The organism is Streptomyces sp. NPDC058619 (assembly GCF_042717785.1).
GTDB lineage: Bacteria > Actinomycetota > Actinomycetes > Streptomycetales > Streptomycetaceae > Streptomyces.
Genome location: NZ_JBHXQN010000068.1, coordinates 1 through 13,165, shown reverse-complemented (window position 1 = coordinate 13,165; position 13,165 = coordinate 1). Strand labels below are relative to the sequence as shown.

Below are 13,165 nucleotides of genomic sequence, written 5' to 3'. Positions count from 1 at the left end.
CCTGTAGGCCGGTACCACGGGTCACTGCCGGCTCAGCCGACGTGGGGTGCGGGCTCGGCGCCCGTCTGGATCAGGAAGTCGGTGAGCACGTCGGCGAGGCGTTCGGGCTGGTCCTCGGGAACCAGGGTGGACGAGTCGGCGATCTCGACCAGCCGGCCCTGCGGATACAGCTCGGCCAGGCGCCGGCCGTGCTCCCGCGGCATCAGCCGGTCCCCGGTCGCCCACACGACGAGTACCGGGCGGTCGAAGTCGCGCAGGCGCTCGCTCCAGACCAGCAACGTCTCACGGCTGGGCGCCGAGGTGGCGAACTTGGCCAGATCCCAGCGAATCGCCCTGCTCCGGGTCGCCGGAGCGATCCCGTCCACAAGGAGCGGTGGAACCTCCCCGGCGGGCACATCGAAGAGGACGAGCTACGCACCGCCGCCCTGCGCCGCGAGCTCCGGGAGGAGCTGGGCCTGGACCTGGAGACCGGCGAGCTCGCGGGACGCTCCGACCGGCCGCGGGCCGGGCGATCAGCCGCCCCGCGCCCCATGGGAGGGGGTGCGAGCGCTCTGCCGCGCGGGTCAGTACACCAGCTTGAACGTCACGTCCTGGGGGATCGGCGACGGCGCGTTGTCCGGGAACATGAGCCGGATCGTCGTGAAGCGCTCCACGCCGGGGCGGTCGGGCCACGGCTCCGGGTTGGTCAGCGTCACGGACACGGGGTAGGACCGGAAACGGCCCGCCGCACAGTTGGGTCGGCAGTCGTTCGCCATGTCGGTGCCGGTGGCCGTCGCGGTCTGCCGACCCCACGTCTTCCAGTCGAGATCCACGAGGCGGTTGTTGCCGTCGCCGCAGGCCAGCAGGAACTCATCGGGACGCACCTGGTCCTCGGAGAAGCAGTCCACGACCACGACCGGATCCGGCACCGGCGCGGCCCGGGTCTGGGTCTGCACGGCGGAGGCCGGAACCGCCGCCGCCACGAAGGCCGCGGCAGCGCACAACAGGGTGGCCGTCCGCAGCCCGGACCGGGATGCGCGCCGGCCGTCTTGTGAAGCGTCCACGAGACCCTCCTCGCCGTCGTCCCGCCGTCGGCACGGGAACCCTGCCAGCTTCCCCCATCCGGGCGGAGCCCGCACCCGCTGGACCTGCGGAAGCGGACCGGAGCACGCAAAACGGGCCGTGCGGGCCGCCCTGCGGAAGGCCGTCAGCACCCCGGTCCGGCGGTGCGGGGCGCAGGCCGTCCGGGGCCGGTGCGGGCCCGGAGACGCGGGGCCCGCACCGGGTGCGCACCTAAAAGGAGATTCAGGTGAAGGTGACCTCGTCCGGTTGCGGGCGGCGTCGCCGAGCGCGGCGGTCGGGGTCGGCACGGCGGTCGGGTTGGCCTTGGTCACGGCATAGCGGATGGCGACCCTGCGCATGGGAGCGCCTTCCCGGTGCGAACCGGGGTCCGGGGCGCGGCACCCCGGCCCGCCGCGCGGACACCCCCTGTGAGCTGTCCGCGGGAGGCGGACGGGGGAGGGGCGGCCCGGTGGTGCGGCCCGGGGTTCCACGCCGTAGACCATGACGCGGCGAAGCGGTTCACGTGACGCGCGGGTGTTCCGACGCACGGCAGCGATGCCGCACACGCTTGAGGTCGGCGCCGGAGTCGGCCTGTGGCGCAATCGAGTTCGGACGGCTGGCAGTGCGGCGCCGGGCTCGGAATCCCGGGAGGGGCGCATGGGTCAATCGAGGCTGGCCTCATGGCCCGACGGGCCCCTCAGGCCTCATACGTCTGACAGGCCCTGGCGAGTCAACGGGTCTGATCCTGAGGCGGGTTCGGCGGAAAGTCGATGCGGCTCGGTCTGATGTGCCCATCGACAAGCCTGGGCGGTCAGGTTAGCCTTCCCTAAGTCCGCCCGGGGTTGCTCCTCCGGCGCGCCTCGCACTCGGCTCCCCCCACGCACGGCAATCGGCTGCCCCCGCACGATTGGGAGTGACATGTCACAGGATTTTCCTGACGACGCGTCAGTGATCCACGACCTCATCGGCATCGGCTTCGGGCCCTCGAACGTGGCAGTGGCGATCGCACTCGGCGAGCACAACGCAGGCGTCGGGCGACAGGAGGCGATAACCGCCCACTTCTTCGAGCAGCAGCCGTGTTTCGGCTGGCACCGCGGCATGCTGATCGACGACGCGACCATGCAGGTGTCGTTCCTGAAAGACCTGGTGACGCTGCGGAACCCATCGAGCGAGTACAGCTTCCTCTGCTATCTGCAGAGCAAGGGGCGGCTGATCGACTTCGTCAACCACAAGAACCTGTTCCCGCTGCGCGTGGAGTTCCACGACTACTTCGAGTGGGCCGCCGCCAAGGTCGACGACATGGTGTCCTACGGACACGAAGTGGTCGCCGTGCGGCCCGTCGTGCGCGACGGCGTCATCGAGCACGTCGACGTCACCGCCCGCTCCGGCGCCGAACTGGTCACCCACCGGGCCCGCAACCTCGTCATCGGCACCGGCCTGCGGCCGCAGATGCCGGAGGGGGTCGACCGTACCGAGCGGATCTGGCACACGTCGGAGCTGCTGACCCGGGTGGAGGCCCTCAAGGGGAGGGACCCGTCCCGGTTCATCGTGGTCGGCGCAGGCCAGAGCGCCGCGGAGAACGTGGCGTTCCTGCACCGGACCTTTCCCGGGGCGGAGGTCTGCGCCGTCTTCTCCCGCTACGGATACAGCCCCGCCGACGACAGCGGCTTCGCGAACCGGATCTTCGACCCCGCCGCGGTCGACGCCTACTTCACCGCCCCCGAGGAGATCAAACGCAAGCTGATCGACTACCACGCCAACACCAGCTACTCGGTCGTGGACATCGACCTGATCGACGAGCTCTACCGCCTGGAGTACCGGGAGAAGGTGCTCGGCACCGAGCGGCTGCGCTTCCTCAGGGTGTCCCGGCTCACCGAGGTCCTGGAGGCCCCCGACAAGGTGCTGGCCACGGTCGAGTCCCTCGTCACGGGGGAGAAGGAGCCGCTGGAGGCCGACGTGCTGGTCTACGCGACCGGATACCGCACCGCCGACGGGCTCGCGCTCCTCGGCGACGTGGCGCGGCACTGCCTCCGCGACGACCAGGGGCGCGTCCGCGTGGAGCGCGACTACCGCATCACGACGGACCCCGTGCTGCGCTGCGGCATCTACCTCCAGGGCGGAACCGAGCACACGCACGGCATCACGTCCTCCCTGCTGTCGAACACCGCCGTCCGGGTCGGCGAGATCCTCGATTCGATCGCCGGCCGGGGCCGCGCCCCGGTCCCCGGCTCCCGCAGGGCCTCCGACGAGATCGGCTCCGTGCGGTAGGCCCCGGCACGGCGCACCGTTCGGCAACTCGGGCGTGACGTTGGATCGGGCGATCGCTCGTGTGGGGATCGTGCTGTGTGCACCTCCATCTTGCGCAGTGCCGCGCTTGGCGGCGCAAGGTCGAGTGGGGGTGCTCGAGTGTTCGCGGGGAGAACGGCGCGGTTGGTGGTCGGCAACGAGGGCGAGGAGCTGCTGGAGCTGACCGTGGAGCCCTGGGCGGACATTCACTGGATCCTGCCGGAGGGAACCTGCGTCGTTGTCACCCACTCGCCCGCGGAATCCGGCACTTGGGGTGGGACGACGTATGGGGACGAGCCGTTCGAGGTCGAGCATCGGCCTGATTCGGTCACGGTGTGGGCTAACGGACACTGCTTCCACCTGAGCGAGGGGCAGTGCAACCCGATCTTCGAGAACGTCTGCGGGGGCAGCCGGAGGGCGGCCGCCACGGCCGTCATCACCAGGCGGATACTTTCCTGATGGACGTATCGAGGGCTTCCTGGGTTAACACGACGCATGACTGGTCCGACGCAGTTGATCTGGATCATCTGGCACTCATCCGACAGGGTCCCTCGGAGTTCGCTCCGGATGGACCTTGGCACCTCGTCCTTGAGGTGCTTGCCTACGCTGCCGACGAAGCGTCAAACAAGGTCGCAGGACGCTGCGTTGTCGTTCTCCATCCCGACGGTTCGCTGTCTGTTCGTGATGACGGACGGGGCACTGACACCCGTGTGGACGAGCACGGCCGGAGCGTGAAGAAGCCGGTCATGGCGACGAAGGATCTCCGGTTCTTCGATTTCCCGCAGGTCGAGGTGCTTCCTGACGGCCGTCCTCGGCGCGGCATGTCCGTGGTTGCGGCGCTCAGTGAGTGGCTCGCCCACACCAACCGCCGTCGCAACGGGGCCTGGACCCAGCGGTACGAACATGGCGTTCCCGTCACCGACCTCGAGCCCGTTGAGGGCGACGGCACGACCGGCACGCTGGTCCATTTCAGGCCGGACGAGTCGTTGGGTCCGGTGGCCGCGCCGACGGCCGGCACCCTTTCGCACCTGGCCGCGACCTGGCCGCATCTGGAGGTTCAGATCGACAATCGACGCAATGGCTGGCGGAACGGATGGTGACCGGTTCCTCATCGCAGTGATCAGCCCGCTGTGACGGCCATCGCGGTCCGTGGTCGGCGACTGACGGCAGTCAGCAGCACCGTTTGCGTAGGACTGCAAGGGGATGCGGGCACGACCAAACACAGCGCGCTTGAGCGGCTGCCTGAGCACGCCTCTACTGTGTGCCTGTCGTCGTCCGGGGTGATCCCGGTCTGAATGAGGGGTGGGAAAGTGGAGAAGACCTGGTTCGAAGAGGTGTTCCGCAGGAGACCGCATCCGGTGCTGCGTCTGCTGGGCAACCTGGCGCTCTGTGCGGCCCAGATCGTCTTCGTCATCGCCGCGATCACACACTTTCACAGTGCGTGGCGGTGGCTTGTTGTCCCGATGGGGCTCTGGGCGCTGGTGGTCGATGGCCGGGGCGTGGTCCTGGCGGTGCAAGACCTTCGGGGGCGCGGCGCTGCCCCGGCGCCGGAGTGAGACGACCGGGCGCCGGCTGACCGCCTCGGCCACGGCCAGTACCAGCGGCTCGATCCCGTGCCCGGTCGCCCGTAGATCTCATGATCCAGTCGAGGGTCCGTCCGACTTTCCGGTGACGCCCTCTCCCGCCAGGCCCTCGTGGGATACCCGTCCACAGACCGGGTAGACAACCTCGTCGGCACCGCCGCCCCGTTCAAGGAGGCGTTGTGGAATCGACGACGGTGACCGTTCTGCCCGATGGTGACGGGCGGCGAGTGGTGCGGTGCGCGGGCGCATTCGACTACAGCACCCTCGCCCCGCTCCGAACCGCGTTCGACACAGCCGTCGCGGACGCCGAGGTCGAGCAGCTGGTCCTGGACGTCCGCGGCGTCACCTTCGGTGACTCCACCTTCCTGAACCTGCTCCTCACCCTCTCCGGCGCATGCGATCTGCGCCTGGCCGGCCCCCTGCCGCGCCAGCTCGCCCGCCTCCTGACCGTGACCGGCACCGACCAGGTGTTCACCGTCGAAGACGCTACCGCCGACAAAGCAGCCGAGTAGCAGGAGCGCGCACCAGAACCGCGACACCACCACCCCCAGCGGAAGGCTGATCTCCCACGTCTTCGCCGCCCTCGGAATTCATCAGGAAACTGATCGTGTCGGGCACGAACGAGGGCCTGGCCGCCGCGCGGGCCCGCGGCCGCGTCGGCGGTCGGCCCACCGTCGTCAACGACAAGCTGCTGCGCGCCGCCCGCGACATGCTCCCCCGCGGCCCGCGGCCCGCGGCCCGCGGCCGGCGACCAGTTCGCCACCGTGATCCTGGCCCGGTTCACCGCCGACACCCGGCAGCGGCTCACCCCGATAGCCGGCCTCGCCCCCAAGAGCAGCAGCCCCCTCCCGGGCCGGGCCCACGTCATCCAGGACGGCGCGGCCCACTCCACGCAGGTGCTGATCAGACCGACGCCGAAGCCGCCGACTGGCTCACCGCCACGGAGGGCGGGGAGATCTGACCCCGGGCCGGACACGCCCCGTGCCCCGGGGGTCAGCCATGACGCCCCCGGTGCCCGTGGGCCAGTTCAACCACCCGCACCGCACCGTGGCGTCACGTGGTGGCGGGCTGCGGCTCGTCCAGGACCTCCGCGACCCTGCGGGCCATCCTCGCGATGTGGGGAGGCAGGTAGGCCGTCCAGGGCGTCGATGTCGTCACACAGCCTGGCTTTTAGCCCGTGCAGGACCGCTTCGGTGAACAGCTTCTGCGGGTCGTCCTGCGGGTACTGTGCCTGTTCCGCCTGCCGCTGGCCTCTGCTGTAGCGCATCATCACCACGGCCGGCTTCTCGGAGCCGGCGGGCGCCGGTCGGCCCAGCAGACCGGCCAGTTGGGCCCGGTCGGCGTCCCGGGCGCCCACGCCCGGTTGCGCTGCTGACATAGCTGCAGGAAGCCGTCCAGCTGGTCCTTGCCCATGTCGGTGTCCTGGCAGTACGCGGCGATCAGCATGGCGGCCGTGTTCATCATGTCCGCCGCGTCCGTGGCCCGGTACAGCGTCATCCGCTTCCAGTCGTGCGCGGCGAACGGCTCGGTGTAGCTCAGCACCTCCTGGCAGTTCGTGACCGCCTCGGCGACGAGCTGGTGGACCGCGCGGCGCAGCGGCTCGGGCATCGGGGTGTCGTCCACGGCCGCACGCTAGAGCGGGCGCGACTCCCGCGGCCGCTCGCGGAACGAGCCGCGTACCTGGCTCACCCGGACGGACTGAAGCGGCCCCCGTCGAGGGGTGTGGGGCAGAGCACCGTCGGCGGACTTGATCCGCTGGCAGCGGCAGGCAAGGTCTCAGCAGGGCAAAGTGCAAGGGGCGCTGGCGGCAAGAGGCAGGATGAAGCTGCAACGGGTGGTAGTGCAGCCGGACGCAGATGGTGTCCGCGTGATCGAGTGCTCGGGAGAGTTCGACCAGGGCACCCTCCACCCCCTCAAAGCCGCTGCCGCCGAGGCTGCCGCCGACCCGGATGTACGCCGGATCGTCCTGGACGTCAGCAAGGTCGCCTTCGCCGACTCCTCCATGCTCAACGTGATGGTCATGCTGTTGCGCTCCGGCCGTCTCGCGCTGGCCGGCCCGGTACCCGTGCAGCTGGACCGGCTGATGGAGATCACGGGGTGTCGCCCCTGTTCATGATCGCGGACGGCATCGAAACAGCCAGCGGTCAGTAACGAGTGAACGACTGGCACCGGCGGCGCTGCAACCGCTCTCTGTGCCCCCTTCACGACGTCATGACTGAAGCGTAGTAAGGGGTACTGAAACGGTGCGGACGAAGTCGGGCGCCCGCTGGTGCTCGGGTACCTGGGGTCATGGAAGCGGCTGCGGGGCGCGGGCACGACGGCACGCGGGGGCCCGCAGCGGGGCTCCGGACCGCCGTACCGGCCCCACAGGGGGAAAATGGACGAAGAGACGCCCTGCTCCGCCCATGGGGGGACCACGGAGACAGCCATGAGCCTGCAGAAGATCGGAAGCGACACCACCGTCCTGGCGGACTGCATCGAGGTGCCGGGCATCGGCTTCCTCCCGGTCAACGCCTTCGTTCTGCTCGCCGACGAGCCGGTCGTCGTCGATACGGGCCTCAGCCTTCCCGACCGGGACTTCCTCAGCGCCTTGAGCTCCGTCATGGACCCCGCCGACGTGCGCTGGATCTGGCTCACCCACCCCGACCGCGACCACACGGGCGGCCTGTTCGACCTGCTGGTCGCCGCGCCCAAGGCCCGCGTCGTGACCACGTTCATCGGCGCCGGAATCATGTCGACCGAGCGCCCCCTGCCCATGGACCGCGTACGCCTGGTGAACCCGGGCCAGTCGCTGGACGTGGGCGGCGGCCGTACGCTCCGGGCCTTCCGGCCGCCGCTGTTCGACAACCCCGCCACCGTCGGCTTCTACGACGACCGGACGAGGACGTGCTTCAGCTCCGACTGCTTCGGCGCGCCGATGCCGAGCGCGGAAGCCGCCGTGGACGGTACGGCCGCCGACCTCGAACCCGAGGAACTGCGCGCCGCGCAGCTGCTGTGGGCCACCGTGGACAGCCCGTGGGTCCACACCGTCGACACCGGGAAGTACCTCGCTACCCTCCAGCCGCTGCGTGCCATGGACGCCGAGAACGTGCTGTGCACCCACCTGCCGCCGGCCGTCGGCCTCGCCCCCCGAATGCTCAACACCCTCGCAGAGGCACCTGGCTCCGACCCCTTCGTCGGTCCCGACCAGCAGGCGCTCGAGCAGATGCTGGCGGGCTTCGAGCCGGGGCCCGACGGCGCCGTCCCGCCCCAGGCCATGTGAGGTCCGCGGTCACGTGCGGGGGCACGCTGCAGCAGCCGGACCAGGGGCGCTCGTGCTCGCCGCGGCGCACCTCCCCCGATCACCCCGAAGACGGCCGCCCTCAGGGGCGCGGAGAGCAGCATCCCCAGGACGCCCGCGACAGATGCCCTGGCGGTGATCGCCAGCATCACGACGGCAGGATGCAACTGGATGGTCTGGCTCTGGATCATGGGCTGGAGAACGTGCGAACGTGCCCCTCCAGCACCTGCACGGCCAGTACGGTCCCGAGCACCCACAACGCGATCCCGCCCCCCCCGGGACGCGAGCGCCACGAGGACCGCGACCGCACCGGATATGAAGGCGCCGAGATACGGGATGTAGGCGCCTACGAAGACGAGTGCGCCGAGACCGACCGGGCCCGGCACGCTCAGCATGGGTCTGTGCCGACCCGCCCGGCTGGTCTTCCCGCAAGTCCACTCCCCGCTGATGGCGCGGCAACAAAATCAGGGCGTCGATGCGGCCGGTCGTACGGGAGGGCAGGGACTTGCTGATGGTTTCCGAATGACTTGTGGTGCCAGGGGTGCAGGCAGGTTTTGCGTACTCCCGGCCCGGCTCCGGCCCCGGCACTGGACGCGACGGAGGTTCTGGCGACGGCGCAGCGGTGCACGTGGGCCTTGGCCGACCCAGGCGCCTTCCTTGCCTGAAGGAGTTGTGACGAGAGGGCCGTGCCGGTCAAAGCGTCGAATCTGGGCTGCGGTGGTGAGCCGCTGATCCTGTGGAGCAGGGCGGCGGACAGGGGGGCGACCGGTTTCTTGCGGCGGGAGGTGGCCGTGATGGGCGCGAGCTACGGCCGGCAGGTGAGGGGAGTTGTGGAGTTGACGGTGACGATCCGGCCGCAGGCATGTCACGCCGGATCTCGCCGGTGTCCCGTACACGCGACCAGTTTGCCGCGGATGTCCTGGTCGGTGGCGTGGCTTTACTTACGGGTTGTGAAGTCCCGGCAAGATCGTGCCTGGCCATTCCGCTCTGTCCGCAGAGATCCGGCAATGCCTGGTCAGAGCGCTGCGCGGTAGCGCAAGCGCGACGAGGCCGTCGCTGATCTGCGCGACGCCCAGCCGACGCCCGCCGACGCCCGTACCCAGGAGCAGTTGGACGCCGAGGAGGTCACCGACTTCGGCGGCACCGCCACCGTGGGGATCGCCCACCCGGCCGCCGCCGGCCACGAACAGCAGCTCGTGAAGGCCATGACCGAGGGCCGGGCCGCCGAGTACCAGCAGATCCTCGTTGACCGCGCTCTCGGTAGCGTGGCGGTCGGGCGGGGGGAAGTAGTCGCGGCGCTGGATGCGCCGCAGCTCGGCGCGGAGCTTGCCGAGTGCGCGCTGCCGTTCGCCTGTGTCGCGGGCGGTTTCGGCCTGGGCCAGCTGCGGGGTCGATGAAGCGGCCGATCAGCCAGGCGCAGGCGGCGCGGTCGATGTGGACGGGCGCGGGTGGCCCACTTCACGGGGTGCTCTCTTCCGTGGTGTTGGCGGGATGCAGGGCAGTTCGTCTTCGTCACCGACCCCGCCCACGTCCCCGACGATGCCACCCCCTTCGACATCGCGGCGCCGAACTCGGCCACCACCACGGCGACTGCAGAAACGACCCGGCTTGGGCTACTTGAGTACAGCGTCTGGCCCGGCCAGCGACGCGCGGCGGTGGAGGCGCGAGAGCTGTGGGCGATCTTCGGCGGCTGGCAGGCGCACTGAAAGACAAGGGACCGCGGGACCGCACCCGTCCGGACCACTGGCCAAGCTGGGTGGGCGATCGGCCGCCTCAGAGGTTCAGCGTGATGGCATAGGCCAGGAAGAACAGGGCGATGACGAAGGCAAGGAGGCAGATCAGCACCAGGGGTCCCTTTCCCCAGCCGCGGGTGAGGGGCCGGTACGGTCCGGTTCCTGTGCCAGTGCTCGATTCACCGGGCGGAGTCTCGCCTGGCGGGACCCCGGTCCCTGCGCCGGGTGAAGGCCTACGGCGCGGATCTGGTTCCGAATCCTGTGCGGACATGACGTGGCCTCCTGACCTTGGCAAGAGCCGTCAGTGGCCCTGCGGCGCACGCGGCTTGTGCACGGGGTGTTCAAACCGCCGCCCCGCCTAGGTGGTATCCGAGAACCTGCCGCTTCTGACTTGCCTACCCCGTTCGTAGCACGACAGGTGTCAGCGTGGATGGGTGCCCTCGTACAGTGCGGGCGTGAGGGAGATGAGGTAGCAGCGGCCGGGGGTCTATCCGGCGCTTCGGGTCTCGGGTGGGTCCTGGGGGTCGACACCGGTGGAGGCAGAGGCGTCCTTGGTTCCGCTGGGACGCTGCGAGCGGCCTCGGGGGCCGGTGCCGTGCGTTCCCTTGTCACCGGAACCCTTGCCCTGCTCCTCGCCGCGGCTGCTCATGCTCTTGGAGGGGGTGCCGTGGGGGTTGCCCGATTCTTCCTTGGAGACGGTCCTGCCGGGCCCCTTGGCGGGTGCGTACTTGTCCGGGTGGAAGGAGCGGTGAGCGCTGGGATTGTCCTGTTGCCTGGTCTCGTCCACGTCCGGCGACCAGCCGTGCTGCTCGGTGCCCTTGTGTGGGCTCGGGCCCGCACCGTGCGTGGGCTGAGAAGGCTTGCGTCGCTGATTGGCCATGGGCTGACCTGCTGTTCTGTATGCGCAAGGCTCAGGCTGCTTGGACGCGCCCGCCCCACCGCTGGCAGTCCTATTGTCCCACCGTGGGTCCCAGGCCGCCGAAGGCTGTGCTGTGGGGCCAGCTGCGCGGACTCCTCCGCGGCGGCGTCGACCGCAGTCATGGCCAGGTGACTGGAGGCGGGCGCAGAACTTGGTGGGGGGCAGGTCGTTGGGGTCCTCGGAGTTGCAATCTGGCCGGAGGGACCGTCGTGGGCCGTGGTATCACCGTGGATGAAAGCTGCATTAGGGCATTCTGGGAGTTGAAGGGTAAACCGGATGTCAATACCGTGATCTTCCGGCTCGGTGCTTCCGCGGATTCCCTCCTTGTCGAGGATCAGAGCAACCTGACTCACGACGAGCTTTTGCTGGCGCTGCCTGCTGATCAGCCCCGGCTTGTCCTCTACGACCTGCATTTCGCCAGTGCGGATGGAACGCGGCAGAACAAGGTCGTGTCCATTTGCTGGCTACCTGCAGCTACCGTCCCCCGGGACGGGTCCGCCTACGGCCATGCTCAGGCAGCACTGGTGGATGCTCTGGACGGGGACCAAGCGGCCATCGTCGCGACAGCTCTGTCGGACCTCGACTACTCCCGCCTCGTCGCCCAGGCCGGCTGAGCCGGGGCCCGCCGGATCGAACAGCGCCAACCGGGACGGCCACAGCACAGTGGCAGGCCGAGACCTCTGACCAGGGCCGGAAGGCCACGGGATTCCCTCCGGGCACCCCCGTCCGCAGTCACCCGGGCGATGAGCACCGTCGTGGTGGTCCGGGAGGAGTCGGGTGCCATCCGTGTGCTGGCCGACCGGTGCAGCCACATGGGCGGCCCGCTGTCCGAGGGGGAGATCACCGACGGATGCATCCGCTGCCCTGGCACGGCAGCGCCGCCTCTCGGACGGCTGGAACACAACGGGCCCGGCCACGCCCCTCAGCCCGCCCTCCTCGGTGCCCACCAGCATGGAGGCGATCAGGACCGCGACCACGGAGGCGATGTAGACGAAGAACTCCGTCGTCTTCAGCGCCGACTTCGTCTCGGTCGACAGACGGCGCGTCCGGTGTCCGGAAACGTCGGTGCTGCCGGTCCGGCTACCCGCGGGGCTACCACCCGGGTTCGCCGTGGTCATGGCAGCTGTCCAACCGTCGTGCGGAGCACGGAAGTGCTCCACCGGCCGGGAACACGCCAAGATCGGCGCCTTCCCACCCAGCGACTACCCGCAAATTCTGGAGTAAGTATTACGTAAAGGACAAAATGAGCGGATCGATCTTTCAGAATGGGCAGCGCCGTAGGGCTGGTGGGACCGCCTGCTTCGTAGGTGACAACCGGATCCCGGACCGTCACGGATGAACGCGACGACGCCCCGCCGGCGGCTGAGGGCCGCCTGAGGGGCGTCGGGGGATGTGGGCGACTCAGACCGGGCGGATGTTCTCCGCCTGCGGGCCCTTCTGGCCCTGGGTGACATCGAACTCGACCTTCTGGCCCTCCTGGAGCTCGCGGAAGCCCTGGGCGGCGATATTGGAGTAGTGGGCGAAGACGTCAGCGCCGCCACCGTCCTGCTCGATGAAACCGAAGCCCTTCTCGGCGTTGAACCACTTCACGATGCCCGTAGCCATGCTGTTCTCCTCGACGTGCGCAGCCGCTGGCGCCCGCACTGCGCGACCGCCCTGCCCGGACCGGCCTCGCCCGCTTGCAGTCCCGGACAGTGAGACGCCCGTAACCGCGAGCACGGGCCGGCAACGGCTCGGAACCACGACTGCTCCTGGCGACCACGCTATCGCCCCGAGATCCTGCCCCGCAAAGGACACGGGCCCGCAAGCCACCGCGGGTTCGCAGCAGATCCGGCGCATACGAGTGGCGTGCGCCGCTCCGCCGGTGTGGTGGGTACCCGGACGAGGGGCGTCGGGTGTGTTCTGGTCCGGCCTGGTCGCCCCGGGAAGGGCGGCTGCGGCTTACCGCCCCCCGCCCCCGGGGCTTGCCGTCACGTCGCCGGCCCCCGGGGCGGGGAGAGCGAGCCCCGAGGGGGCTGCTCCGACGTCACTCCACACCCCGGTCAGGATCGCTGTCCTGGCCTTCAGGTGGGATGTCGCGCCGTCGATTGTGGGGGCCTTGGGGTTGAATTGCACCCCGGCTGTCGCCGTGGAGCCCTCGGGTCAAGGATGGGCGAATGCGATACGCAGGAACGACGATCATGGTGGACGACGTCAACGCGGCGGTGAAGTTCTATGGTGAAGTTCTATAAGAGCTCGTAACAGGATCTTGATGAGATGTTGTGGTCAGCCGTGACCGGTGTGACGATTCGGCCGTTCGTGGTGGTGTGAGTACTCGGCCGTG

The 13,165-nt window shown here is 69.5% G+C and carries 17 protein-coding genes and 2 pseudogenes; 12 read left to right on the top strand and 7 right to left on the bottom strand.

Annotation, left to right across the window (positions count from 1 at the left end; translation table 11 throughout):
- Window positions 1-32: 32 nt before the first annotated feature.
- On the bottom strand, window positions 33-365 hold the full coding sequence (locus tag ACFWTC_RS34405) for an alpha/beta fold hydrolase (RefSeq protein WP_383928982.1): 333 nt from the start codon (window positions 363-365) through the stop codon (window positions 33-35).
- Here ACFWTC_RS34405 and ACFWTC_RS34400 point away from each other — a divergent pair.
- A pseudogene (locus ACFWTC_RS34400) lies at window positions 318-449 on the top strand (NUDIX hydrolase); the annotation flags it as partial. The gene ACFWTC_RS34405 and the pseudogene ACFWTC_RS34400 overlap by 48 nt on opposite strands.
- A gap of 114 nt (window positions 450-563) precedes the next feature.
- On the opposite strand, the gene ACFWTC_RS34395 reads toward ACFWTC_RS34400, so the two are convergent.
- On the bottom strand, window positions 564-1,043 hold the full coding sequence (locus ACFWTC_RS34395) for a hypothetical protein (RefSeq protein ID WP_383928979.1): 480 nt from the start codon (window positions 1,041-1,043) through the stop codon (window positions 564-566).
- 916 nt (window positions 1,044-1,959) lie between these two features.
- Between ACFWTC_RS34395 and ACFWTC_RS34390 the strand changes: the two genes are divergently transcribed.
- The 5 genes from ACFWTC_RS34390 to ACFWTC_RS34370 all read left to right on the top strand — a co-directional run bounded on the left by ACFWTC_RS34390 (window position 1,960) and on the right by ACFWTC_RS34370 (window position 5,422).
- Complete coding sequence (locus ACFWTC_RS34390; RefSeq protein ID WP_383928976.1) at window positions 1,960-3,309, top strand: lysine N(6)-hydroxylase/L-ornithine N(5)-oxygenase family protein; 1,350 nt, start codon at window positions 1,960-1,962, stop codon at window positions 3,307-3,309.
- 138 nt (window positions 3,310-3,447) lie between these two features.
- Window positions 3,448-3,786: a hypothetical protein gene (locus tag ACFWTC_RS34385; RefSeq protein WP_384028485.1), complete on the top strand. Its 339-nt coding sequence runs from the start codon at window positions 3,448-3,450 to the stop codon at window positions 3,784-3,786.
- A complete protein-coding gene (locus ACFWTC_RS34380; RefSeq protein ID WP_383928971.1) occupies window positions 3,786-4,427 on the top strand; it encodes an ATP-binding protein in 642 nt (213 codons plus the stop codon). Before ACFWTC_RS34385 ends, ACFWTC_RS34380 begins: the two co-directional genes overlap by 1 nt.
- 210 nt (window positions 4,428-4,637) lie before the next feature.
- A complete protein-coding gene (locus tag ACFWTC_RS34375; RefSeq protein ID WP_384028483.1) occupies window positions 4,638-4,883 on the top strand; it encodes a hypothetical protein in 246 nt (81 codons plus the stop codon).
- Between the two features lie 206 nt (window positions 4,884-5,089).
- A complete protein-coding gene (locus ACFWTC_RS34370) occupies window positions 5,090-5,422 on the top strand; it encodes an STAS domain-containing protein (RefSeq protein ID WP_384028481.1) in 333 nt (110 codons plus the stop codon).
- 757 nt (window positions 5,423-6,179) lie between these two features.
- Here ACFWTC_RS34370 and ACFWTC_RS34365 read toward each other — a convergent pair.
- The gene (locus ACFWTC_RS34365) at window positions 6,180-6,533 is read right to left on the bottom strand and encodes a hypothetical protein (RefSeq protein WP_384028479.1); all 354 of its coding nucleotides are present in this window, start codon (window positions 6,531-6,533) and stop codon (window positions 6,180-6,182) included.
- 196 nt (window positions 6,534-6,729) lie between these two features.
- Between ACFWTC_RS34365 and ACFWTC_RS34360 the strand changes: the two genes are divergently transcribed.
- A complete protein-coding gene (locus ACFWTC_RS34360; protein ID WP_383928962.1) occupies window positions 6,730-7,026 on the top strand; it encodes an STAS domain-containing protein in 297 nt (98 codons plus the stop codon).
- A 312-nt stretch (window positions 7,027-7,338) separates the two neighbouring features.
- Complete coding sequence (locus ACFWTC_RS34355) at window positions 7,339-8,172, top strand: MBL fold metallo-hydrolase (protein WP_384028477.1); 834 nt, start codon at window positions 7,339-7,341, stop codon at window positions 8,170-8,172.
- A gap of 152 nt (window positions 8,173-8,324) precedes the next feature.
- Here the strand turns inward: ACFWTC_RS34355 and ACFWTC_RS34350 are convergent.
- Window positions 8,325-8,585 (bottom strand): annotated as a pseudogene (locus ACFWTC_RS34350) (AI-2E family transporter); the annotation flags it as partial.
- 714 nt (window positions 8,586-9,299) lie between these two features.
- On the opposite strand from ACFWTC_RS34350, the gene ACFWTC_RS34345 reads away from it, so the two are divergent.
- Complete coding sequence (locus ACFWTC_RS34345) at window positions 9,300-9,587, top strand: hypothetical protein (RefSeq protein WP_383928958.1); 288 nt, start codon at window positions 9,300-9,302, stop codon at window positions 9,585-9,587.
- A gap of 51 nt (window positions 9,588-9,638) precedes the next feature.
- On the top strand, window positions 9,639-9,896 hold the full coding sequence (locus tag ACFWTC_RS34340) for a hypothetical protein (protein ID WP_384028475.1): 258 nt from the start codon (window positions 9,639-9,641) through the stop codon (window positions 9,894-9,896).
- 67 nt (window positions 9,897-9,963) lie between these two features.
- Here ACFWTC_RS34340 and ACFWTC_RS34335 read toward each other — a convergent pair whose 3' ends face one another.
- Both ACFWTC_RS34335 and ACFWTC_RS34330 read right to left on the bottom strand, forming a co-directional pair.
- Window positions 9,964-10,194 carry a DUF6480 family protein gene (locus tag ACFWTC_RS34335; RefSeq protein WP_384028473.1) on the bottom strand — a complete coding sequence of 77 codons (231 nt, stop codon included), beginning with the start codon at window positions 10,192-10,194 and terminating at the stop codon, window positions 9,964-9,966.
- Between the two features lie 216 nt (window positions 10,195-10,410).
- Window positions 10,411-10,803, bottom strand: coding sequence for a hypothetical protein (locus ACFWTC_RS34330; RefSeq protein WP_384028471.1), 393 nt, complete (start codon window positions 10,801-10,803; stop codon window positions 10,411-10,413).
- A gap of 248 nt (window positions 10,804-11,051) precedes the next feature.
- Here ACFWTC_RS34330 and ACFWTC_RS34325 point away from each other — a divergent pair, with 248 nt between their 5' ends.
- Complete coding sequence (locus ACFWTC_RS34325) at window positions 11,052-11,456, top strand: hypothetical protein (protein ID WP_383926964.1); 405 nt, start codon at window positions 11,052-11,054, stop codon at window positions 11,454-11,456.
- A 129-nt stretch (window positions 11,457-11,585) separates the two neighbouring features.
- Window positions 11,586-12,077: a Rieske 2Fe-2S domain-containing protein gene (locus ACFWTC_RS34320; protein WP_384028469.1), complete on the top strand. Its 492-nt coding sequence runs from the start codon at window positions 11,586-11,588 to the stop codon at window positions 12,075-12,077.
- Between the two features lie 166 nt (window positions 12,078-12,243).
- Here ACFWTC_RS34320 and ACFWTC_RS34315 read toward each other — a convergent pair whose 3' ends face one another.
- Window positions 12,244-12,447 carry a cold-shock protein gene (locus ACFWTC_RS34315; protein ID WP_383803288.1) on the bottom strand — a complete coding sequence of 68 codons (204 nt, stop codon included), beginning with the start codon at window positions 12,445-12,447 and terminating at the stop codon, window positions 12,244-12,246.
- Window positions 12,448-13,165: the final 718 nt, after the last annotated feature.